Origin of the sequence: Athalassotoga saccharophila (assembly GCF_009936215.1) — a bacterium.
GTDB classification, from domain to species: Bacteria; Thermotogota; Thermotogae; order Mesoaciditogales; family Mesoaciditogaceae; genus Athalassotoga; species Athalassotoga saccharophila.
Genome location: NZ_AP019551.1, coordinates 261,185 through 283,759 on the forward strand (window position 1 = coordinate 261,185; position 22,575 = coordinate 283,759).

General features: G+C 39.9%; 21 protein-coding genes. 5 read left to right on the forward strand and 16 right to left on the reverse strand.

What is annotated here, in order from left to right; genetic code table 11:
- Positions 1 to 106: 106 nt before the first annotated feature.
- Complete coding sequence (locus ATHSA_RS01240) at positions 107 to 850, forward strand: DeoR/GlpR family DNA-binding transcription regulator (RefSeq protein WP_269473939.1); 744 nt, start codon at positions 107 to 109, stop codon at positions 848 to 850.
- On the opposite strand, the gene ATHSA_RS01245 is transcribed toward ATHSA_RS01240, so the two are convergent.
- The 4 genes from ATHSA_RS01245 to ATHSA_RS01260 are packed head-to-tail and all read right to left on the reverse strand — an operon-like array spanning position 806 to position 5,277.
- The gene (locus ATHSA_RS01245; RefSeq protein WP_161847380.1) at positions 806 to 1,639 is read right to left on the reverse strand and encodes a class I fructose-bisphosphate aldolase; all 834 of its coding nucleotides are present in this window, start codon (positions 1,637 to 1,639) and stop codon (positions 806 to 808) included. The genes ATHSA_RS01240 and ATHSA_RS01245 overlap by 45 nt on opposite strands.
- Entirely contained in the window at positions 1,629 to 2,705 is a 1,077-nt protein-coding gene (locus ATHSA_RS01250; RefSeq protein ID WP_161847381.1) for a carbohydrate kinase family protein, read from the reverse strand. Before ATHSA_RS01250 ends, ATHSA_RS01245 begins: the two co-directional genes overlap by 11 nt.
- A 12-nt stretch (positions 2,706 to 2,717) precedes the next feature.
- Complete coding sequence (locus tag ATHSA_RS01255) at positions 2,718 to 3,431, reverse strand: peptidase E (protein WP_161847382.1); 714 nt, start codon at positions 3,429 to 3,431, stop codon at positions 2,718 to 2,720.
- Between the two features lie 28 nt (positions 3,432 to 3,459).
- A complete protein-coding gene (locus ATHSA_RS01260; protein ID WP_161847383.1) occupies positions 3,460 to 5,277 on the reverse strand; it encodes a penicillin-binding protein in 1,818 nt (605 codons plus the stop codon).
- A gap of 94 nt (positions 5,278 to 5,371) precedes the next feature.
- On the opposite strand from ATHSA_RS01260, the gene ATHSA_RS01265 reads away from it, so the two are divergent.
- The 3 genes from ATHSA_RS01265 to ATHSA_RS10265 all read left to right on the forward strand — a co-directional run bounded on the left by ATHSA_RS01265 (position 5,372) and on the right by ATHSA_RS10265 (position 7,157).
- On the forward strand, positions 5,372 to 6,559 hold the full coding sequence (locus ATHSA_RS01265; RefSeq protein WP_161847384.1) for a glycerate kinase type-2 family protein: 1,188 nt from the start codon (positions 5,372 to 5,374) through the stop codon (positions 6,557 to 6,559).
- A 156-nt stretch (positions 6,560 to 6,715) separates the two neighbouring features.
- Entirely contained in the window at positions 6,716 to 7,084 is a 369-nt protein-coding gene (locus ATHSA_RS01270; RefSeq protein WP_161847385.1) for a hypothetical protein, read from the forward strand.
- On the forward strand, positions 7,065 to 7,157 hold the full coding sequence (locus ATHSA_RS10265) for a hypothetical protein (protein ID WP_408626218.1): 93 nt from the start codon (positions 7,065 to 7,067) through the stop codon (positions 7,155 to 7,157). The genes ATHSA_RS01270 and ATHSA_RS10265 overlap by 20 nt, the downstream gene beginning before the upstream one ends.
- 81 nt (positions 7,158 to 7,238) lie before the next feature.
- Here the strand turns inward: ATHSA_RS10265 and ATHSA_RS01280 are convergent, their stop codons facing one another.
- Complete coding sequence (locus ATHSA_RS01280) at positions 7,239 to 8,378, reverse strand: mechanosensitive ion channel family protein (RefSeq protein WP_161847386.1); 1,140 nt, start codon at positions 8,376 to 8,378, stop codon at positions 7,239 to 7,241.
- Complete coding sequence (locus ATHSA_RS01285) at positions 8,375 to 11,497, reverse strand: S41 family peptidase (protein WP_161847387.1); 3,123 nt, start codon at positions 11,495 to 11,497, stop codon at positions 8,375 to 8,377. The genes ATHSA_RS01280 and ATHSA_RS01285 overlap by 4 nt, the downstream gene beginning before the upstream one ends.
- Before the next feature lie 105 nt (positions 11,498 to 11,602).
- Here ATHSA_RS01285 and ATHSA_RS01290 point away from each other — a divergent pair, with 105 nt between their 5' ends.
- Positions 11,603 to 11,866, forward strand: a complete 264-nt coding sequence (locus ATHSA_RS01290) for a hypothetical protein (RefSeq protein ID WP_161847388.1) — start codon at positions 11,603 to 11,605, stop codon at positions 11,864 to 11,866.
- A 23-nt stretch (positions 11,867 to 11,889) separates the two neighbouring features.
- Here the strand turns inward: ATHSA_RS01290 and ATHSA_RS01295 are convergent, their stop codons facing one another.
- From ATHSA_RS01295 to ATHSA_RS01340, 10 genes are all read right to left on the reverse strand, one after another.
- Positions 11,890 to 12,345 carry an ATP synthase subunit C gene (locus tag ATHSA_RS01295; protein ID WP_161847389.1) on the reverse strand — a complete coding sequence of 152 codons (456 nt, stop codon included), beginning with the start codon at positions 12,343 to 12,345 and terminating at the stop codon, positions 11,890 to 11,892.
- Positions 12,346 to 12,369: 24 nt separating this feature from the next.
- Positions 12,370 to 14,301 carry a V-type ATP synthase subunit I gene (locus ATHSA_RS01300; RefSeq protein ID WP_161847390.1) on the reverse strand — a complete coding sequence of 644 codons (1,932 nt, stop codon included), beginning with the start codon at positions 14,299 to 14,301 and terminating at the stop codon, positions 12,370 to 12,372.
- Positions 14,302 to 14,310: 9 nt separating this feature from the next.
- Complete coding sequence (locus tag ATHSA_RS01305; protein ID WP_161847391.1) at positions 14,311 to 15,384, reverse strand: V-type ATPase subunit; 1,074 nt, start codon at positions 15,382 to 15,384, stop codon at positions 14,311 to 14,313.
- 116 nt (positions 15,385 to 15,500) lie between these two features.
- Positions 15,501 to 16,586, reverse strand: a complete 1,086-nt coding sequence (locus ATHSA_RS01310; protein WP_161847392.1) for an alanyl-tRNA editing protein — start codon at positions 16,584 to 16,586, stop codon at positions 15,501 to 15,503.
- A gap of 9 nt (positions 16,587 to 16,595) precedes the next feature.
- Entirely contained in the window at positions 16,596 to 16,931 is a 336-nt protein-coding gene (locus ATHSA_RS01315; RefSeq protein WP_232060102.1) for a YraN family protein, read from the reverse strand.
- Positions 16,921 to 17,208, reverse strand: a complete 288-nt coding sequence (gene gatC, locus ATHSA_RS01320; RefSeq protein ID WP_161847394.1) for an Asp-tRNA(Asn)/Glu-tRNA(Gln) amidotransferase subunit GatC — start codon at positions 17,206 to 17,208, stop codon at positions 16,921 to 16,923. Before gatC ends, ATHSA_RS01315 begins: the two co-directional genes overlap by 11 nt.
- A 14-nt stretch (positions 17,209 to 17,222) precedes the next feature.
- Entirely contained in the window at positions 17,223 to 19,214 is a 1,992-nt protein-coding gene (locus tag ATHSA_RS01325) for a sensor domain-containing diguanylate cyclase (RefSeq protein ID WP_161847395.1), read from the reverse strand.
- A 47-nt stretch (positions 19,215 to 19,261) separates the two neighbouring features.
- Positions 19,262 to 20,146, reverse strand: coding sequence for an SMP-30/gluconolactonase/LRE family protein (locus ATHSA_RS01330; protein ID WP_197739186.1), 885 nt, complete (start codon positions 20,144 to 20,146; stop codon positions 19,262 to 19,264).
- Positions 20,130 to 20,561: an acyl-CoA thioesterase gene (locus tag ATHSA_RS01335; RefSeq protein WP_161847396.1), complete on the reverse strand. Its 432-nt coding sequence runs from the start codon at positions 20,559 to 20,561 to the stop codon at positions 20,130 to 20,132. The genes ATHSA_RS01330 and ATHSA_RS01335 overlap by 17 nt, the downstream gene beginning before the upstream one ends.
- An 87-nt stretch (positions 20,562 to 20,648) precedes the next feature.
- Positions 20,649 to 22,532, reverse strand: coding sequence for an ABC transporter substrate-binding protein (locus ATHSA_RS01340; RefSeq protein WP_161847397.1), 1,884 nt, complete (start codon positions 22,530 to 22,532; stop codon positions 20,649 to 20,651).
- Positions 22,533 to 22,575 lie beyond the last annotated feature (43 nt).

Below are 22,575 nucleotides of genomic sequence, written 5' to 3' on the forward strand. Positions count from 1 at the left end.
GAAGGTGCATGTTGAAATTTGTAAATCAGTTTTGTGATAAAATTTTCTAAAGGAGCGTGATGATAAAATCGATCATAAACTTTTTAAAAGAGAAAGATGGAACAGAATTTTGGAACTCGTAAATGAAAGAGATTTTCTCTCTATAGATGAGATGAAAAAATTGCTCAATGTTTCAGAAATAACCATAAGACGGGATATGAAAGAATTGAACGATAGAGCGCTCGTCCAAAAAGTCTATGGAGGAATAAAAAAGATAGATTCGAATCCTCCCGAGGCTCAATTTGCCCAAAGGCGCATGTCACATGCAAATGAAAAGGCTCTTATTGCAAAAATTGCCGTTGAACTTGTCGAAGATGGAGATACGATTTTTATAGACGCATCATCTACAACATTCGAATTTGCACGGGTATGCAGGGAGAAAAGAAATAATTTGCATGTCGTGACAACCAGTCTTGTGACGGCCCTTGAGTTGATAAAGAATCCTACAAATACAGTTACCATAATAGGCGGAATGGTGAGATCGGACAACATGTCCGTAATAGGGACAACCGCAGAAAAAATGGCAGAAAATTTAAACGTTGAGAAGACCTTTATTTCTTGCAGAACTTTTGAGCCAAATGAAGGCACGTTTGAGACAAACCCTTCGGAAAGCGTTATAAAAAGTACTATGGCCGATAATTCAAATAAAATTTATCTGCTCGTTGACAGTTCAAAATTATTCAAAAAATCGACATTTCTTACAGTACCGGTGGAAAAAATAGATGCCGTCGTAACTGACGGCAGAGTAGATGAACTTATCAAAGCCTTACCTGACAAGGTTAAAGTCTTTTATGACCTTCGTAAGGCTTGATCCGTTGTGAATTATTGACTTCAATGCTTTAACAAGATCTTTCATTTTCGGATTTTGCCATACGTTCCTTCCGAATACTATTCCTTTCGCACCGGCCTCAATGGATTCCTTTGCAACCTTTAAAACTCCTTCGACGCTATCCATCTTCGGCCCACCTAAAACAAATATTGGCACTTTAAGATCATTCACAAGATCTCTGAATTCAGACTTATTTCCCGTGTATGGAATCTTTAATATGTCCGCTCCCATCTCAAGCGCCATTCTCGATGCGTGTTCGATGAGTTTGGGATCATTTCTTTTCTCTTTGGGTATTTCCTCTCCCCATAAGACTGGCTCAACCATGAGTGGCATATTCCATCTGTCGCATTCATTCGCAAGGTTACTGACTACCCTTACACTTTCCATCTGGACATGTTCACGCTCTCCCCATGGAAGTAATACTTTAACGATATCAAAGTTGTACCTGAGTGCGAATTCCACATCTGCGATTATCTCATGGCCTACAACCTCTCCCGATCCACCCGGCACTGTCGATAACAACGGAATATCGGCCGTTAAAATTCTTCCCGGCGCATCTTTTGACGAAAACAGACCGAGAGATATTTTGCCAATTCCCGGACTTAAAAGCGTTCCATCTATGCCTATATCTATCAACTGCTTCAAAATCTTGAGAGGATCTTCAAGTCCTTCAACGTTGCCCATGACAATACCATGATCGATGGGGATAATAACTGATTTCCCGCTTTTTGGATTCAAAATCCTTGACATTCTCAATTCTTTAACGTTCATGTCTTCCTCCAATTCTGGATGGTAATCTTTCCCATCCACGCTTTATTCTTTCTTCTATTACTCTCATGTGTTTCACGCCACTCGTCGAATCTAAGGCCTCGGTACAAAAGGCTCCGGTTGCACACATGAAATCCATCGTCTCATCTGGATCTGCACCCTGCAAAAGTTTCGCAAGAAATCCCGCAATGGATGCATCTCCTGATCCAGTCGTGCCGACTACATCCGTTTTGAAGGCCGGCGAAATCACTTCTATCTCAGACCAATCTCTTGGCTCAACTAAATTGGCAAGTAAATCATCCTTTTTTATCTTTCCGCTTCTCAGGTATGCCCCATCTTTGCCAATCTTTATCACGGCTATCTTTACACCGTACCCTAACAGTTCATCCGTGAGATCGACCAAAAGTGTGTGAGTCAGATCGCCCTTTCTTCGCGTCATAAAAAGTATTTCATCTAAACTCGGCAGAAAGATGTCCGTGTATGGAAGGACATTGGATAGAAATCTTTTCCAATCTATTCGACCGGATTCGGAATTTGGATCAGGCATCGTCATGTCAAGAGAGGTTATCATCTTTCTTTCGTGGGCGCTTTTGAAGATTTTGACGAGTTCTGCTCCATCGTCATCGTATATTCTCTTCATGACGGGGGGATACCCGAAATGGAAGATCTGACCCCTGATTTGATCAAAGGGAATATCCTTTGCGCAAAATGTATCGTTGACTCCGGGATAATGCAAAAATGCCCTGTCGGAATTCGGAGGACTTAAAACGAGTGTGTAAGATGATCCGGCCTCGGTACTTTTTGACATATATTTTGCCAGATCATCTCCATCGCGACTTATGACATTGAGGGTTATCTTTCCTATGAGATCGTTGCCTATTTTGCCGATAAGAACGGGATCAAGGCCGAGTCTTTTGAGATCAACACCTGTATTGGGAACAGCGCCGCCCGTCGAAAATTGCATTTGACCTGTCACGATAAGATAACCGGGCTTTATGTCTTCGAATTTTCCATTCCATTGAGGTATCAAATCAACGCAGGTGTGTCCTGCAACGATTATACCTGACAATATGATCAACTCCTACAAGACTACTGATTTGAATTTGTAAGTTTCTCCCGCATCCAAAGGCTCGATCTTTTGATCTTTGAAAAGAAATGCATTTCCCCCTGCAGATATTATTTTAAATTCGTCATCTTCGATTTCCATCGCGCATTTGTTTTCGAGTCCAAATCCAACGCCTGAAAAATTCATCATGAATTTCGTGAACTCAGGCTTTCTGTCCTCTTCGTTTAAATGCGGACAAAATATTCCATCGACAAGGTTAAGGCCTTCGACGACGATGTAATTCCATCGATCTGAATTTGAAAATCTTTCCGAATCGCTAAAGCCGTATTTGAACCAGCATATCGCACCGGCACTCAAACCAGAAAGCACAAGGCCTTTTTTGTATCTTTCGGAGAGTAACCTATCGACCCCTTTCTCTTTCCAGACATTCATCATCATTTTAGTATTTCCACCGCCCACATACACAAGATCGGCTGAAATTATCTTGGCCTCGATCTCGTCGTGACTTACGGCTTTGGTTGTCAAAAAGAGTACATCTGTTTTGCATCCGAGGCGTTTTCCATAAACTTCTTCAAAAGTCTGGCAGTATTCAAGTGGTTCTCCACTCGCCGTTGGTATAAACAAAGCGTTTGGCCTAACTTTGCCAGTTATCTCGACTATTTTTTTGTCTATTTCGAGAGTTTCAAATTTAGAAATTTCTCCGCCGCCAATTGCAACAATATGTCCCATGATCTCACCTCAAAAAGAGTATAGCATATCAACCAATGCCGAGTTTTATTCTTACTTTTTTTACTTTCGATAAAGGCGTGTTAGGAGGCGGCGATTGGGAGATGACAATCCCATTTCCAGAAAATGAAATGTGATTTGTAGGTATCGAAATTGCTTTCATTATCGAAAGTGCTTGATTCAAGGGTAAGCCTTCAAGATTCGGCATCTTGTATGGAAGAAAATCGTATCTTGTTTTTTCTGAACCCTTGCTTAGATCCAGAATATACTTACCTATAGAATGAATTAGGGGAGCCGAAACATCTTCCCCATAATATAAACCTTTGGATGGCTGATCTACCATTACGTATATGGAATATCTCGGATCATTTGCCGGAAAGAATCCGTAAAAAAGTGAAAACCAAGGCCCTTTGGTCGAAACCTTACCATTTTTTGGTTTTTCCGCAGTTCCAGTCTTTCCACCTACAAGTACACCTTTTATCTGTGCCGGTATCCCGGTTCCCTTTTCGACGACGCCTATCATAAAATTCTTGACTATACTTGTAATATGGGATTCAAATATCTTTCTCACGAAAGGATGGTAACGATAAACAACATCTCCATTGGGAGAGACGATTTCATTTACCACGTGGGGTCTTATCCAGTAACCTCCATTAACGACAGCATTAAGTGCTGTTATCATTTGAATACCCGTGACGGCTATACTTTGACCTATCGCCATTTCTTGTCCGCCTATTCCATACCACTCAGATGGAGGCGTAAGTATCCCGTTGGTTTCATCCGGAAGATCTATTCCCGTCTTATTACCAAATCCAAATTTCAAAAACCAATTATAATAAGCCTGAGGGCCAATTTTTTCGATCAATCTTGTGGCTATTTTCATCTCGGCAACATCGGATGAATAGATGAGGGCATCTTTCAAACTTATGGGCCACGAATGTGGCTCAGCATCTTTTATGATGAGTGGAATTCTGGGATCCGGAATGTAATATGGACCATTAAACTTCGTATTTGTGCTTACAACCCCTTCCTGAAGAGCCTCGCAAAATATCAAAGGTTTCATCGTTGAAGCGGGCTGGAATAGGTTCATAATCGGTGCATCGTATTGCCATGTACTTGCAATTGCTAAAACATCATTGTTTTGCGGATCTGTAACTATTACTTCTCCTCCACGCGCATCATTTTCTTTTACATCCTCCTCTATCATCTGATTGGCAAAATCTTGAATTGAAGGATTTATAGTCGTTATTATAGTATCTCCATTTACAGGTTTGATATATTTCTTTATTCCTGATACTAAATTGTAAATCCCAAAGGAATTGTAAAAAATAGCACCGTTTCTTTTAGGAGAAGTGTACTTCGAATATTCCTGATTTATGGCATTGGCAATGACCCGCAGAGAAGGTGAGACTTTTGTCTCAACAAAAGAACGCTGTATATTCAAAAATCTCGATATCCCCTTCGGAAGATTTTTTATCATTTGCGCTTTGACGGGACCAACCTCTATTCCACCCTTTTGACTTGATATTATTCTCGATACTTCCTGTGAATTTGGATTTAATCCAAAATATTTAACTGCTTCAATGACACGATCTGGATATTTCCACCCATCTATTTGGGATAAAACTTTAGCATATCCCACATCTATGTAGACATCGTAATCAAGAGAATTTTCAACTATGGGCTCTCCATTAGAGCCAAGTATTTCCCCGTAACTTGCGGGTATCATTACCTCCGAACTTGAGATCTTTATTCTCTTAAAATCCGAAGCGATCACAAAACTGCGTAAAACGTAAAAAGAAATTATAACAAGGAAGATCAAAAGTGCCATATGTATACGCTTATTCATATTTTTTTGACATTAAAAATATGTATAAAAGTTCAAAAGATCGCATCAGATAAATGCATAGTGTTGTAAAATAGAACAAATGGATATTCAAATTTTGAAAGAAATCGTTTTGAAAACGATAAGATCGGTTGATCCGTACAAAATTACAAAGGAAAAGTGTACTGTCAGACCGGGGAAAAAGAATTTTCTTGTGGCATTCGGAAAGGCCTCTTTGGGAATGGCAAAGGCCATCTCAGAGGTTTTTGAAATAAGTGCCGGCGTTGTGTCTACAAATGAAGATACCTTGCCTGAAAATGGCAAAATCGAATATTTTCAAGGTGGCCATCCTTTTCCGAATAGAGAAAGCGTCAAAGCCGCAAAAAGGGCGATAGAAATAATACGATCTGCAACTGACGAAGACCTCGTGATTTTTGCGATATCTGGAGGTGGATCAGCACTTTTTGAATATCCAAAGGTAGATCTTGAAATTCTAAACGAAATCACAAAACAACTTATGAGATCGGGTGCCGACATCTACGAATTGAATACCGTTAGGAAAGCACTTTCGTACGTTAAAGGCGGAAAAATGTCGGGATTTACGAAAGCGCGAATTGTATCCTTTGTGATTTCGGATGTCGTCGGAGACGATCTCTCAACGATAGCCTCAGGGCCAACTTACCCGCAAAGCGTAAATACAGAAGATGCAATTGCCATTATGGAAAAGTACAAAATCAAAGTCCCTTCATTTCAAAAAGATGATGTCGTGCCTCGAAAAGATGTAGATCATGTGATAATCGCATCGAACAAAGATGCATGCGAGAATGCGAGAAGGTTTTTAAAAGATGCGGGATACGATTCTTTTTATTTGGGATCCTCAATTCAAGGAGAAGCACGCGAGGTCGCGCGGGTACTTGGTGGCATTTACACGGAAATAGAAAGAGGAAGTTCCGATCTTAAAAAGCCTGTGGCCATCATAAGCGGTGGAGAGACCACGGTGAATGTGAAAGGGAATGGCCTTGGAGGACGTAATCAGGAGATGGCTCTTGCAATGGTCGAGATTACAAAGGACAAAAAGATAACCTTTGCATCTTTCGGTACAGATGGCATAGACGGAAATTCACCCGCAGACGGTGCCATTGTAGATGGTAAAACATTTGAGATGGCAAAATCCTTTAACCTTGATCCGAAAGAATTTCTTTCAAGAAATGATTCTTTTAATTTCTTTGATAAAATCAATCTTTCAATCGTGACAGGCCCAACGGGCACAAATGTTATGGACATCCAAATCGCGATTGTGGAATAAATTATGTTGAATAAAATTTATTTTATTCGCCTATGCTTAATTATCTGAATATCTCTAAGGCTAACTACAAAATTACTGGTTAGGCATTATTTCAGTGAGAATTTCACTCATTAGAATTAACGCAATTTTACATAGAAAACGGTGTATAATAAAATTATGAAGATAAAAATCTTTTACGATAAGGCATTTCATAAGAAACTCATTGATTTATCTGAAAGTTCAAGAAAAGAAGATAAAATAATGTATGCCGGATATTCTATTTTATTTACAAAGGAAACACTGGCATTTTATAGATATATGAACAAAGGTAAAGTCAAGTTATATTCATTCGATAACGAAAAAGAGCGTGTTTTAAAAAATCATCCAGAAATTAGAGATATTTATGATTCTCTCGAACTTAAATATAAGTTCATAGAAGCTCTAATTGAATACGGAATGAAAAACCATCTTACTCAAAGAGAATTAGCGAAAAAAAATCGGCCTAACTCAGCAGAAAATATCTCAAATCGAATCTGGAAGGGTTAATCCACGTATAGATTTGGTATCCAAAATTATTTCGAAACTCGGAATGGAAGTCACTGTAAATACTCGATTATAATGCCATACTATCACATCACCCAAATTATTGATAGACTCGTTAATTCTATTTTCACTTACATCTTTCACCTCACCAAACATTTTACACCTTTTCCGAATTGTAAGCCGTATCAAAGAGAAGATTTACTTCGTTTATCAAATTCGGTATCTCTTCGATGTCTTTGTACTTTATAATGGCGCTAAAGACATTTGTCGATCCATTTTTGTTTGAAAGATAGACATCCAGTTCGGGTTTTGATTTATTCACGTATGATAAGATTTTTTCTGCCTGAACGTCTGAATTCAATGTAACATTCAACGGATAAAGATAAAAACCATCTTTGTCTTTCAATTGGAAGAATATCTGATTGCCGTAGACGTATGAAGCGGATCTTATTCTCCAGTACACATTGTCAAAGGCAAGGTTTATCTCATCCATTTTTTTGTTCAGTTCTTCTATACCGTGAAATTTAAAAAGGACCAAAAACACATTTGTCATTCCAGATTTCGTATTAAGGTAAATATCCACATCATTGAGAATTTTTTTCACGCCGTCTATAATCTTATCTGAAGGCACGTCTGCATAAGTTGTTATACTCAAAGGATAGGTGTAGTAAGTTTCATCGCCGATTTTATATTCTGTGAGGACACTGTTTCCCATAAGGGCAGAATTTGGTATCGATATAAAGTTTTTATCTTTTGTGATAACCTTGGAGAAGAAAGTCTTTATGTCCACAACCTTTCCAACCGTCTGATTTCCCCATATCCATGAATTTATGCCTATCACATCACCATATTTTATCGTTCGTGAAGAGGTGGCAAAGACGCCGGACAAAAAATTCGATGCGACAGTCTGAACTGCGAAACCGAGTATAACGCCACCTATTGTGCTGCCAGCCAGAACACCCGTTATGCTTATTTGGAAAATAGAAAGCACTATTGCTATTATGACGATGTACATCGCTATTCTTACCACCATGGTTACGACACCATAAGATTCTTTTCTGGACTCCATTTTTCGTTCTATGTATTTTATGAGCGTACTTGTAACCATGAATCCTATGACAACGACTATTATCGATCTGACACTTTCATTTATCAATGGTTCATATACCTTGTATTTCGGGAAGAACTCCGTAAGAATTCTGTCTGTAAGAAAGCCAAAAAGTATCACAAGTACAATTCCGGCGGCAATTTCCGCGATTATTTTGAACAATTCCGCTTTGGTGCGCTTACTTTTCAAAATTTATCAACTCGACTTTCAAATGGTTTGATTGGAGAATTTTGATCTATCTCCTTGATTATTTCTTCTATTGCCTTATCAAGTTGGGGATCACGTCCATTTGCTATGTCTTGCGGCAAAATATCGACCTCTATGTCAGGATCTGTCCCGTAATTTTCAACACCCCATCCGACATCCGTAAACCAAAAAGACATTTCCGGTTGGGTCGTTATCGTTCCGTCAACAAGCCAGTTTCTTGGCCATATTCCTATTACTCCACCCCATGTTCTTCTCCCGATGAGTTTTCCTATCTTCATGAGTTTGAAGGCATGGCTGAATATATCTCCGTCTGACCCCGCATACTCATTTGTGACTGCTATTACCGGCCCGTAAGGTGAATCCGTCGGATACGGTTGAGCACCCATCCATCTTGTGGAATCATATCCTATTCTTTTTCTTGCCAGTTTTTCAAGCAGTAATTGAGAAACTTCTCCTCCACTGTTGAATCTTACATCCACGATCAATCCTTCTTTGTCGAGTTCGGCAAGGAAGTATCTGTGAAATTCGGCGTAGCCTAATGCCATCATGTCAGGAATATGAATATAGCCGACACGATTATTAGTTTTTTGATAAACGTATCTTCTGTTTTTTTCGACCCATTCTCTGTACCTTAAAGGTGTATCATCGCCGATAACTTTTATCCAGACATTTTTTACATCTTCACCTTTAATCGTCAACTGGACTTCCTGATTTGCCATGTTAACAAGAGCCATCCCGGGAGAAAATTCTCTCGACAATTTTTGTCCATTTATGGCAATCAAAAGATCCCCTTCCTTTACATTCACTCCGGGCCTTTTGATCGGGGGCGCGTATTCGGTCCACGGATCGCCATCTATTATCCGAGAAATTTTATAAGCATCAAATTCAGAATCGTAAATCACGTCGGCGCCAAGAAATCCCATTTTATATTCAGGTCTCGGTCTGTAATCTCCGCCAAGTTCGTAAGCGTGAGACGTGCCAAGTTCTCCCTGCATTTCCCAGATTAGATCCGAAAATTCGCTTCTCGATGATATCCTTTCAACGAGAGGATAATATTTGTCGAGAATCCTTTTCCATTCAACACCGGACATGTCTTCACGCCAGAAATAATCTCTCTGAAGTCTCCATGCTTCTTTGAGCATCTGCTGCCATTCGAGAATGGGATCAACGGAAATTTTTATTCGTGTCAGATCTATCAATCCGCCCTTCCTTCCCACCGTTTCTTCTTTTGGCACTTCCGCGGATGTTGATAAAACTCTTATTCTGTTTTTTATTCTTACGATCATTGCCGAACCATCTTGGGAAATTTTGAAGTTAGACACATGATCAAGGAAGGTCTTTTCTTCGAGATCCGTAAGATCAAAGTATTTCAACGTCGCATTTGCCGGCAATTCCAAACTGAAAATATCATCAATAGCACCTTCAACAGGTAAAGAGGTATAAAAGATTCTGTCCTTCGTCGCGCCTATATTCGTGTATATGCCCTCTTCTACCGGAAATGGTACTATTCTATCCTTTATTCCGTCAAAATCTATAAATACATCTTTTGTTTCTTCAGATTTTTTATCTTCTTTAAACCCTTTTGGTAGCGGAACAAATGGAGACTGAAGGTCTTTTCTCAAAGTTATAAGGTACGGTCTCATTCCCTTTGGAAAGCCCAGCGCGAAGTGCATTTTGTCATAGACTGGATTGAAGACACGCAAAGAAATTATGTAAAGGTATCTTCCAAGCGGATCGAAGACCGGCATCATGTCTTTGAGGACTGGCTTTGTGATTTCATGGGTTTCGCCGGATTTGGTATCATATACCTTTATAATTGATTGAGTTCTGTTTATGTTGCAGGCATAGGCTATCCATCTTCCGTCTGAAGACCAGTTGAAACCGTTTATCGGGGAGTAAGCGTTTCTGTCTATAACTTTGGATTTTGCACTTTCAAGATCGATCCACATAAGTTCATTTTTATGGTTGGATAAAACTATTTCATTTGATTTTGGCGAAACTTTTATTTCGACAGGTCTGCCTGTCTCCACATTTATTTTCTTTGGATCCTGGGGATCGTTCAAATCGATTATTTCTATGTGATCTTCATTTCCGTCGTCACTTGCAAAGACGATCCTTTCATTTGAAAGATATCTACTCAGTCTGTACCGTACGCCATTTTTACCATGGTAAATTACAGGTCCTTCCCAATTCGCCAAGGAAACAGACTTTCCCCTTGAATTTACAACCAAATACTTTCCATCTGAAGATATGTCGAAATCTTCCAAATATTTTGCCGCATCAACAAATTTCCTATTAGTCTGAATTCTCGGTCCCTCGTGATCTATAGGTATCTGTAAAATTTCATCTTTTTTTACGTCCAAGATGTAAAGGTCTCCACCGCTATGGTAAACTATATTTTTGCCATCCGTAGAAGCATTCCTTACGTAAAAATCGGCATGATTTGTATGTTTCCTAAGATCACTTCCATCCGGAAGGCAGGAATAGATATTCCCTATTCCTTCGTGATCGCAGACAAAATAGATTCTCTCTCCTATCCACATTGGATTTGCGAAATTTCCATTTAAATTTATCAACTTATTGAAATTTTTCCCGTCTAAACTTATCAGTATCTCTCCGGCACGACCTCCTTTGTACCTTTTCCACGTTGCAGGATCGGCCGTGTTTCTTCCAATAACTACTCCCTTTCCAAAACTCACATTTCTTGCGTACCCGTAAGGAAGTTTTTCAAGGTTATTGCCATCGATGTCTACTTCCCACAATTCTGTTATTCTTTTGAAAGGCTGTGCATAATTGGTTGCAAAAATTATCCTTCCTTTGTTCCATCCGACAATCGCGCATGTACTACTTCCAAGATACGTAACCCGTTTTTCTTTTCCTCCGGACGATGGTATAACGTACACCTCTGGATTTCCCTCTTCACGGCCTACAAAGGCTATCCATTTCCCGTCTGTTGAAAAATAAGGTGTCGTTACCTCACCAAGATTGGATGTAAGGCGCTTCGGAGTTTTTCCATTTACATCTGTAAGCCATATGTCATCTTCGCAAACAAAAACGATCTTTTCTTCGTGAATATGTGGAAATCTGTAATAACCTCGCATTTTATCCCTCCTCATATAAAGATTTTACCATTATTTTCTCGAGTGGCAAAAAGCAAAAATATTGTGATATAATTCACTTGAATTCCAGAAAGGAGGTATCTCACCATGAATAAAGGCAAAACTGTGATGGCTATACTCATAAAAAACAGAAAAGAAACTACAGATCAGGTGCAGAAGATTTTAACCGGCTGGGGATGCATAATAAAGACGCGTCTCGGAATTCACGATGGAGTACTCGACAATTGTTCAGATGAAGGCCTTTTGATCCTGGAACTAGTTGGAACTGACGAGCAAAATGCAGAGTTGAACAGAAAACTTAATCTTATAAAAGGGGTAAAATCACAATTCATGAAATTAGAATTAGATTGAAAAAGGCGGCTTCTACCGCCTTTTTAAATTCTACCGAGGATCATTATTGAGATTATCAAACCGTATATCGCGACTCCTTCGGCAAGACCTACGTATATCAATGTTCTTCCCAGCATTTCAGGCTTTTCGCTTATAGCACCTATTCCAGCCGCTCCGGCGATACCCACACCTATACCCGCACCGATAGACGCAAGACCGGTGGATAATCCTGCACCAAGAAGGCCAAGACCGACACCATTACTTACAGTCGTCGACGTAGCCGCTGCGGTTGTGGCAGCAAGCGCATGACCATCGGGTATCATGGAAAGCAGGGCTATAAGGCCAAAGGTTATTACAGATCCCATGTTGACGCCGAGAATTCCCTTTCCAACCTTGACGGGAGACGGAATTTTTTTCATGACTCTCTTGCTCGTTAAGATTATTCCTAATACGATAGTCGTTGCTATAACTACGGTCATCAATGCGACAGATATTGTCATTAAAACATCCTCCTTTCAAATATATCAAACTCTTTTTTCTTCAGAAAATGTGAATGGACGGAACTCTCGTCCACCAGCCTCAAAGAATTTGGTAAAGAACTCGTAATAAGTTAACCTCAGACTCTGAATGAAAACAACAAGGCCCTCAAGTCCTACGAGTATCAACTGTCCCATCAAAAAGATAAGGATGGCCCAAATGTCTCCACCTCTTGCTGGAAGGACCATAAGTGTCGTTATCCAGAAGGCTTCGAACAGGGCTTCATGTGTTAAGGCAAAGGCAGCCAACCTGACGTAAGATATCGCGTTACTCAAAAATGATATCAAGGTATCGAACATGCCGAAACCAGTCTCGACCCAGAATCCTTCTCCGAGATTTATCTTTTCTCCGGCCACGATCTGGCCTAATGGCTTTTTGAGCAACATGGCAATGAGGCTCACTATTATCAGGATTATGATCAAATTCATGTAAGGAACTTTACCTTCGAAAAGGTAAAAGGAGACGGCAATAACGGCCGGCCAGTAAAAGACAAGTCCGGCTATTCCTTCGGGAGAGAAGAGCGCCTTTTCCCAGTTTCTTTGCCTAAAACCATTTATTATGTTAAGGATCATTCCAAAACTTATCATTCCGATTCCGTAATATATGCCAACGATCATTAATTGATTTATCTGAATTATCGGTCTTAGCCAGATGGCAGGTAACCATTCAAATCCAAAGACCGATCCGTACATGAATCCAAAGAAGATAGAGGCCGAAGCGGCACTCATCATTACAGTTCCAAATTGTTTTGAACCTCTTTTGTACATGAGATATCCAAATAGGAAAAGAATTGCACCGTGACCGATATCTCCAAGCATGAATCCGAACATGAAGGTGAAAAAGGCCGCGACAAATGGAGTGGGATCTATCTCACCGTAAGAAGGTATTCCAAACATCTTTGTCACGAATTCAAAGCCTCTTAGCCATCCACCTCTATTTTCTATTTTTACAGGCACTTCGATTTTCTTTTGTTTAGATATTTTCTCGGCAGACTCATTCAACATTAAAACATCTTCTTCAGTTGTTTCAGAAAATTTTTTGGCCTCTTTAGACGGCATCCAGCCGTTAAGAAGGTAAAGTGCGCCCGTAGAACTTGAAAAAGCATGAAGATCGTACACTCTTTTGTGGCCAAGAATTATGGGATAATATTTGTCTATGAATTCTTTGTTCGAGTAAAGCACCTTTTTTATCGCAAAGTCATTTTCATTTATGGATATCTTCGTTATTTCTATCAAAGACTCGATCCTCGATTTGACCTCTTTCGGTGTGCCCTTATAATCTATTGGAAGAACGTCTTCTTCAAAATAGGCCGACTGGAGAATCTTTCTTGCCGTCTCATCAAAGTCTGGAGATGTGAAGACGAAAAGCCACGAATTGTCTCTATCTCTGTTTACTTCGAGGATGAGGATAGGATCTTTTAAAGAAGATTCTATTAAGTTTTCGTAATTTCTTATCGGGACCCTTCCAAAGATCAATTTTATTCTGTCTATCTGGGAGAGATCTCCAAGGTCTATTTTTAAATTCGCCAGTATATTAACGTGAAAAAGTACATTTTCGTAGTCTCTTAATTGTTTTGTGAGTTCATTTTTCCTGTTGAAAAAATTTCTTATGCCTTCGTTCATTAATTTGAACTTTTTTTCGATCGAGTCTATATCTATTGGTTCGTACAGATTTATTTCTTTTTCATCGAAAGGGGGCTTGTATTCGCTCATTTTCAAAAAGTTCGTCATTTCCGTGTAAACCTGTCTGTACGGATTTTCAGATTGAACCTTCAAAAGTGAAGAAGTTATTTCATCGTCTAAAATTTCCTCCACATAATGTGGCTCAAAGGCGGCCGATTCTATTATCTTAAGATTGTTATCTTCAACTCTTTCCCTCGGAACGACGAAGGTTACGTTGTCCATCCTTGATACTGCCATATTATCACCTTACAGTCTTATTACCAATCTTTCCCTTATCTCATCTGGTTTTATACCGTATCTTACACCTTCTGTAATTGTGGATATATCCATTATTTCAAATTCCTTTAGCAAGAAATAATGGAAATAGGTCGCTATCGAAAAATTGCCGAGTTTTGTTATCGATGCCTTTGCTTTTGATCTCAAATATCTTCTTCCAAGAAGTGTTATTTTGCTTAGAGCGTTCTCCTCTGTCAACTCTTTGTAAACGTTGGCATAAGGTCCTTCTTTTATCACGTCTACAAGTTCCTTCAATCCCTTTGAATCACACATAGCGTGCAAATGATCTGGTCTCAATCTGAAATGGAAAGGTAAAAGCGAGTTGTATGCCTCCTCTGGTTTTAAATCGTAAAAGGCTTTAACACGTAAGAGCCATTCGATATCTGTTATGTCTGCCCTTTCTCCTTCAATTTCTTTTACGATTGCCTGATCTGATGATCCGAGATTTTTAGAAGCGCTTATTATCTTTGAAAGTAACCAACTATCCAAAGCATTTTCGACTATCGCTATTAAATTTATCGGCGATGTCTGTTTATAACTTGAAAAGGCATTCCTTAAGACTTCCTGATAAGGAGTTCCCGAGAGCGCGTCCAAGATCTCATCCTGATTTTTTGCACCAAGCACCTTTAAAGGATCAAATGTTGATCTTTCTCCAAGATCAAAAAATCTTTTCTTTATTTCTTCAATATCAGATTCCGCTTTGCTCAAAGCGCCTCTTATGGCGATCTTCAAATTCTCTATTTCATATCTGTAAAAAAGTAAGTGCATGAAATTCCTGTCGAATGTCACGAAGAATGAAAAGATCTTCTTCATGTCTTTTAGAAGATCTTCTGCAAGGAGGTTTTCAAGATCCCTTCTATGTACCTGATCAGCATTTATATTTCCAAGAGTGTCTGCATACATTCTTGTACTCTGGAGGTACCTTACTATATCTGGAACACTCTTTTGATTCAAAAGATTTTTGTAATCATCCTCGTTCAAAAGATTTCCGGATAGTGCATATAATTTTGCAGATATTCCGCCATACTTGACAAATCCAATCATTATGGCCTCCAAAAAATGAAGTACAAAAGCAATTATATCACTTATCTTCTTTACTTGACAACTTAGATTTTATGCATAAAAAATGTATCTTGAGAATAATTTCGTCAAAGATTAAATCACCCTTCTCTTATTTTTTCCATAAAAATGGCAGGGTTTTCTGTTGCAAATCTGTAGATTGGGCCATTTCCTCCACCTTTTATGCCCAAAATCTTTGCCGTATCCATCACCTTAGATCTGTCATAGTTTGGAAGAGAAAATGAGACGTTATTTGTTCCCGATATTTTAACAGCGTATGGTATATCTTGCCTTATTCTTGTAAGAAATGAAGCAACAGACTCGTCTAATTCCAAAATTTCAAATGGATGTATCTCTTTCGATATGTAATTAGCGAGTTTTTCTGCCATTTTTTTGAGAGTTGCATTTTTTTCTTTTAGATCATCGAGAGATTTTTGTATCCTTGCCTTCAGATCCATCCATGACGCATCAAAGATTTTGGCGCTTTCGTAAAGCACTTGAGATTTCATTTGATAATCTTTCAAAGCCCTCTTGCCTGCCACAAACCATATCCTTGTCAATCCGCCCTTTACCCTTTCGGAATGGGTTATCTTTATTATCCCGATCTCAGATGTCGATCCCACGTGAAATCCTCCACACGCGTTAAGATCGAAATCTTCTATCTTTATAAGCCTAACATTTCCACTTTTGATTGCCTTTTCAGAAAGGTCTTTTCTCAATTCGTATTTCGATGCTTCCTCGGGAGTTAAGATTATCTCTTCGACCTTCAAATTTGAAAGCACAATATCATTGGAGAAATTTTCCGTCTCTTCGATGTTGAAAGTTCCATCCAAGTCAATAGTTGTATCTTCTTCTCCCATGTGAAATCCTACCGTCTTTGCTCCGTAATGCTTTTCTATTACGGCCGAAATTATGTGCTGTGCCGTATGTTGCCGCGCTATTTCTTTTCGCCTTTCAGAGTCTATCTTTATCTCAACAGTTGACCCAGCATTTAAAGGCCCGTCGACTTCGATGAGATCTGAAACGTACAAAACTCTTGCACTATCTATGAATCCACGATCGCCTATCTGGCCTCCGGCGCCGTCCTCGTAAAAAGGATTTTCTTCGAGTTCAACAAAATGCCGACCGTCCTTTTGGAAATAGCGCTTTATTTTCGTCGATTTTATTTCCGATCTTGTAAAATACATAAAGCCTCCTTAAGCAAAATCCATCGATACATCCTTGAAATGGTTGACCTTTCCATCTTCCGAAATCGAGATCACATCTATCCTGTATTTAGATCTTCCAAAATCTCCGAAGTATTTTAAAAATGCATCGGCCGCATGAGAGATATTCTCCATCTTTTTCTTATTCACCCTCAAATACGCCTCTTTTCCGTATTTAACTTCGACGAAAACCAAAGAATCTTTGTCTATGGCTATTATATCTATCTCCCCAAGCGGGGTTCTGAAATTTCTCTGTACAATTTTGTATTTAATCGACTTTAAATATTCGGCTGCCAAATCTTCTCCCATCTTGCCTTTATTTTGCATATATGGAAGGAACGGAGATAAAGTCTCCTTTCAGCCTCGGAACAAGTTCGAGGATTTTTGAAGGGTCCTCCGTTACAGGTTCATCTTTTCTCAATCGCATTGGATCCTCTATCGGAGTAAAGAGAGGGCTGTATCCTTCTACGTCAACCTCATCGAGCAATTTCATGTACTCGAGTATCTCTTTCATATCCTTTTTCATTTTTTCTATCTCTTCTTCCCTCAATTTTAACTTTGAAAGTCTTTCAAGATGTTCGACAAGTTCATCCGTTATTTCCATTTTAAGCCTCCCTTTCAAAGGTCCTTTTTTACCATTCTCTTTTGTTCGTACATTCTTTTATCCGCGATATTTATGAGTTCGTAAAGTTCTTTCGATTCTACCGGATAAATTGCCCATCCAATGCTGAAGTAAATGATCATCTTATCATCTATCGAAGACAATTTCTCCCTTATTCTCGCCGTTATTGAATCTAATTCTTTGGGATCATCGAAGATGACATGAAATATAAATTCATCTCCTCCAAGCCTTGCAGCGACATCTCCACCTCTTAAGATCATGCTAAGAGAAAATCCTATCTTTTTGAGAAGATCGTCTCCCGCTATATGACCAAAGGTATCGTTGTATTCTTTAAAATTGTCTATATCCATAAGGCCTATTCCGAGATGCTTTTTTTCTCGATCTGCCCTTTTGGTCGCGTTTTGGAATGATTGCTCGAAGAAACTTCTGTTTGGAAGGCCGGTAAGAGGATCGTGAAGGCCCATCCACTCTATCTTCTCTTTCGATCTGTACTGATCTATCGCCATTTCTATGCTCGATACGGTCTGATCCACAAGAGTTATAAGGTCTTCCGAGAAGTAATCCGGATCGCGACTTCCTATCGTCAAAATCGCCACAGGAGTCTTGATCCCTTTTTCGAATATCGGCCAACTGCCGACCGATCTTACAGTCAACTCTGGATGAATCTCCCAGAACTTCGCAAATTGCGGCTCATTTTGCGGATTCATTATTACAACCCTGCCCTCCCTAAAACATTTTGAAGTCGAAAATTGGCCTTGTGGAAATCTTTTCGGATCTGTAGAAATGAGGCGTGAATTAAGAAATATATTCGCTCCCTCTCCAGCCGCGGCAACTGTTTTCATCCATTCCGAATTCGGATCCGGTACGGTTATATGGACTGTGTGGGAATTTTCTGTGTAGGCATTTATTATTCTCACAACAGAATTGTAAATCATCTCGGGAGGAGGATTTTTTATCAACAATCTTTGGATTTTTACGAGAGCCCTTTCGTAATTCCTGAGTTTTTTTAACTCCTCTTCCTTTTTGCTATGTTCTATGAGAAATCTTATCTCGATGGAAAGATCTGTCAGGAGATCTTCTATCTTTTCCGGAAATTTCTTTCCCTTTTCGTTGTACATAGAGATGTTCCATATAGTTCCATCACGCGTTTTGAATGAAACATTTGCACTCCCGCCAAGGTTGTACGCATCTGCCCTTTCTTTCCATGGTTTGAAGATAGGATCGTTAAAATCATTCAAAACGTAAGGTTTCCCCGTCATAAGGGCAATTCCCGCTGGCCCTCTGCCCTCTGGAATTGAAGGATCAAGTGAGATCTTTATGTCTTTTAAATATCCCGTCGCCTTTCCCGCGGAGGATATGATATTCATCCATTTGTCCTGAGGCTTCGCATTCCCTATCCATACAAGATCGAGATCAATGTCTAAAACAACGATTGTCGCTATCTCGCGAAGCATATTCTCCAAAGAGATATTGTCCTCATATTCGTTTATTATTTTGCTTATGTCAGTTATGGCTTTGTAAAACTTCTCACGATCCTCAAGAATTCTCTTTTGAAATTCCTGAAAGGAATTTATGTGCTTAAACATTTCTTTCTCCAAGCGCTTTCTTATGGCACATTTAAGCATCATCTTTTCGAATGGATCTATTTCGAGTGCTTCTATTCCAATGCCGATGTCATCGAAGTACATATCGTAGACCTCTATCAGATCTTCTGAAGAGAGTCCTATCGCGTAATGTACTTCACTTAAATGTGAAAGGTTCTCTTCCCATCCTTTTGAAGGTGCGATTATGCTTTTGTAACCTATAGATATTCCCTTTCTCATCTTATCGTGAGGATACTTTTCGAGGATGTGAGAAAATCTTTCATTTGTTTTTAGCCATTCGATAAATTTATCGGAAAAGGCATCTGCCCTTTTTTCAAGAACAGATGAATATTTTCTGATAATTTCATTTTCTTCTTCGGACAATTCGATGAATTTCGGGATCAAAGCAACACCTCTTTTACATATTTTACTCCTATCCCGAATCCGTTAGATCATCTGCCATATTTATAGGTTGGAATACCTTTAACGTTGGGATTTACGATAAAGATCCCACCAGCATCGGGCTGGCCTTTAACATTTCCCTTTCTTGCGGTCGTTATGTACAACTCGTCCAGAGCCGCACCTCCGAATACACAGGATGAGACTTTTTCTACGGGAAGTTTAACCGATCCGATTTGCTTTCTTTTATACGGATCCCACCTTGAGACCTGCCATCCACCCCAGTGGGCTATCCATAGCATTCCCTCAGAATCGGAGGTCATTCCATCTGGAACACCGTCTTCAACGACAATTATAGTTCTTCTGTTAGAAATAGTTCCATCTTCTGGATCGTAATCAAATGCGTCAACGCATTTGTTCGGTGAATCTATGTAATACATTGTTCTGTTGTCCGGACTCCATGTTATACCATTTGAGATCGTTACATTTTCCAACACTTTTCGGATCTTTCTGTCCGTTTCAAGGCAGTACAGAGCGCCAGTTGGATCAGTTTCATTTAAAGACATAGTGCCTGCAAAGAACCTTCCTGCACAGTCGCACTTTCCATCGTTAAATCTATTGAAAGGCTTATTTTGTTCTGGATTGGAGATGAATGTCAGATGGCCGTTTTCAAGATTTAAGAAATAAAAGCCATTCTTCATGGCAAGTAAAAGTTCTCCAGATTTTGTGGGCACGGCTGCGCCAACGTATTGATCAACTGCGATCTCTTTGTCTACCTTCTTTTGAGGATTAAAGATATGAACTTTTTTGCCTTCTATGTCTACCCAGTAAAGTACCTCTTTGTCCTCATCCCATGAAGGACCTTCGGTCAGAATGGAATCAACTTTTAGGGCTAATTCTGCTTTGTAATTCACGATATTTCTATTGTCCCAGTTCACTTTTTCTCAACTCGAGCGCTTTCTGATAGATTACTTTCTCTTCTTCTGTTTGTGGAACGAATTTTATGTTGTGCGGCTGCTTTTTTCCTTCCTCATCTACAGAGATAAAGGTAACAAATCCTTCGGCCATGACATCCTCAGGCTTTAAAGCGTTGTATATCTTCCCGTAAACCATTATACTTGTTTGACCCGTATAGGCCAATGATGTTTCGATGTTGACTATACTCCCACTTTTTATCGGCTTGACGAATTTGAGACCGTGTATCTTCAGACAGACAAGATTTTCTGGATGTTTGTAGGCGAGGTTTGCTTCTATGTATGTAGCCTCAACAAACCACTCGGCAACCTTTCCAGCAAACAACGTTCCATGATGGTTCAAATCTTCACTTTTGACAAGATGTGAAATGTTATTCATAATGCCTCCTCTTTTGAAATTATACCAGATTAAACCCAAGAAATGATAAAAAGGGTGGCATTAAGCCACCCCTTAGTATTCGAATTATTACTTTGAAAGCACGTAGAAATACGGTCCCATCTCGGCAATCTCTGCGTTGTAATACCATCCTTTGACCCAAGATCTTGCAACCCAGTAGCCCTCTGGCTGATCTGTCCATATGTAGATCGCGTTATCATAATCAAGTTGGGTCAATTGATGTGCGATCTTTGCCCTCTGTGAAGGCTCGATCGTGTTTATAAGTTGGTTGACGAGTGGATCCATATTTTTCTGGGCAAAATTTATGTAATTTTGGCCAAAATTTGCACTGTAAGCACCAGTTGAAGCGTAAAACGCATCGGCAAAATCGTAAGGATCTGGATAATCCGCAAACCATATCGCTATGAACATTGGAAGTTTTTGAGAGATCTCATCTGCAAGATAATTTGACCACAACTCTCCAACGATATTTATCTGGAATTTAGGATTTAACCTCCTTGCGGCATCACTTAGAGCCTGAAGGGCGAGTTGATGGGTTGTATCTCCGGTATCATAGACAGCCGTAAATTTAAAGCCCTTTTGCCACAACTCACCATTGTAAGCCTTCTTGAAATACTCTGCGGCCTTCTCAAGATTTTGATCGTACGTTGGAAGAGATGGATCATATCCCAACAATCCCTTTATTATGGCACTGTTAGGCTGAAGGGCCATACCGTTTAAAGCCTGCTGAATGAACAGTTTGTATGGGAAGAGATATTCAAATGCCTTTCTGACATCCAAATTGGAGAAGAAATCAGGCGGAATTCCGTTACCGTCCAATTTGCCAGACCCTATATATGGATTGCCCTGGCTGGCTATATTCCACTGGAAGGCTATGCCGTAGACTCCGAGCGTTGGAAGACCAGTAACGACATTGACTCCATTTACGCCCTGAACTTCGGAAAGGTTTTGCAAAGGAACACTTATCGCATCTGCCTGTCCTGCTTGAAGATCGAGAAGACTTGTGGTGAATTCATTTATGTACTTCACAACTGCGTATTTGATCTTTGCAGGCCCCTGCCAGTATTCGTCAAACCTTGTCAGTGCAACCTCACGCCCGGGTGTTATGTATTGAACCATGTATGGTCCCGTTCCATTTTCTATGTTCCCAAGAGGATCGTTGCTTTGCTCCGGATTGTGATAATACCACCAATCATCGGCCGCACCGTCCCACGCGTTGTGATCGGCTGCCCATTTCTTGTCGAGAATGGCAGACCAGTTCGACACGGGTCCCGCGAGTATGTAAAGGAATGGAGCGTATGGCTGTGGAAGGTGAATTATGACATCATTTCCCTTGATCTCAAAGTCTTTCGCAAGCAAATTAAACGCGTTGATGAGTGCCTGCTTGTACTTGTCATTCAACGGATTCTTCGTCCCGGTTGCAAATATCCCTAACGATGACAGACTCGTGTAATTGAGCGGATTGCTAAGTCCAAGTTCATTTGCGACTACCTGAACTATTGTCGAAACATACTGACCATCTATCATCGGGAACAATGGACCTGCAAGCATCCACGATGGTCCGCCTGCCCTGTCGAATATAACTGTCCTCTCAAGCGAGTAGACGACATCCTCAGGAGTCAGAATGTCTCCGTTGTGGAAGTAGACACCCTGTCTTATGTGGAAGACGTATGTTGTGCCGTTATCGAGAATAGTACCGTCGGCAACTGATGGAACGTTGGTGGATAACATCGGCAACAGATTGACAGTCGATGTGCCATCGTACTGGATCAAATTCTCATAAACCTGCATAAGAATCTCGTCCGAGACGGTATCATAACACCATGCTGGATCGAGTGAAACAAAGGGACCTGGTTCTTCGTAAACAAAGGTGTTGGGATTTACAACTGCCTGTCCAAATGTGACAGTTAACCCTATCAGCGTGATTGCCACAAATATCAAACTTTTTCTCATCTTTCGACCTCCTTGCAAAGATTTTTCCCGCTTTGGGTATTTT

Excerpts from the sequence above, each read along its gene's own strand:
- ATHSA_RS01310 (WP_161847392.1), bottom strand. The coding sequence starts at position 16,586 with ATGTATTTTACAAGATCGGAAATAAAATCGACGAAAATAAAGCGCTAT.
- ATHSA_RS01285 (WP_161847387.1), bottom strand. The coding sequence starts at position 11,497 with ATGCGAGGTTATTACAGATTTCCACATATTCACGAAGAAAAGATCGTT.
- ATHSA_RS01260 (WP_161847383.1), bottom strand. The coding sequence starts at position 5,277 with ATGAATAAGCGTATACATATGGCACTTTTGATCTTCCTTGTTATAATT.
- ATHSA_RS01255 (WP_161847382.1), bottom strand. The coding sequence starts at position 3,431 with ATGGGACATATTGTTGCAATTGGCGGCGGAGAAATTTCTAAATTTGAA.
- ATHSA_RS01245 (WP_161847380.1), bottom strand. The coding sequence starts at position 1,639 with ATGAACGTTAAAGAATTGAGAATGTCAAGGATTTTGAATCCAAAAAGC.
- ATHSA_RS01340 (WP_161847397.1), bottom strand. The coding sequence starts at position 22,532 with ATGAGAAAAAGTTTGATATTTGTGGCAATCACGCTGATAGGGTTAACT.
- ATHSA_RS01305 (WP_161847391.1), bottom strand. The coding sequence starts at position 15,384 with ATGATTGGATTTGTCAAGTATGGCGGAATATCTGCAAAATTATATGCA.
- ATHSA_RS01335 (WP_161847396.1), bottom strand. The coding sequence starts at position 20,561 with ATGAATAACATTTCACATCTTGTCAAAAGTGAAGATTTGAACCATCAT.
- gatC (WP_161847394.1), bottom strand. The coding sequence starts at position 17,208 with ATGGAAATAACGGATGAACTTGTCGAACATCTTGAAAGACTTTCAAAG.
- ATHSA_RS01315 (WP_232060102.1), bottom strand. The coding sequence starts at position 16,931 with ATGCAAAATAAAGGCAAGATGGGAGAAGATTTGGCAGCCGAATATTTA.
- ATHSA_RS01300 (WP_161847390.1), bottom strand. The coding sequence starts at position 14,301 with ATGGCAGTATCAAGGATGGACAACGTAACCTTCGTCGTTCCGAGGGAA.
- ATHSA_RS01290 (WP_161847388.1), top strand. The coding sequence starts at position 11,603 with ATGAATAAAGGCAAAACTGTGATGGCTATACTCATAAAAAACAGAAAA.
- ATHSA_RS01295 (WP_161847389.1), bottom strand. The coding sequence starts at position 12,345 with ATGACAATATCTGTCGCATTGATGACCGTAGTTATAGCAACGACTATC.
- ATHSA_RS01270 (WP_161847385.1), top strand. The coding sequence starts at position 6,716 with ATGAAGATAAAAATCTTTTACGATAAGGCATTTCATAAGAAACTCATT.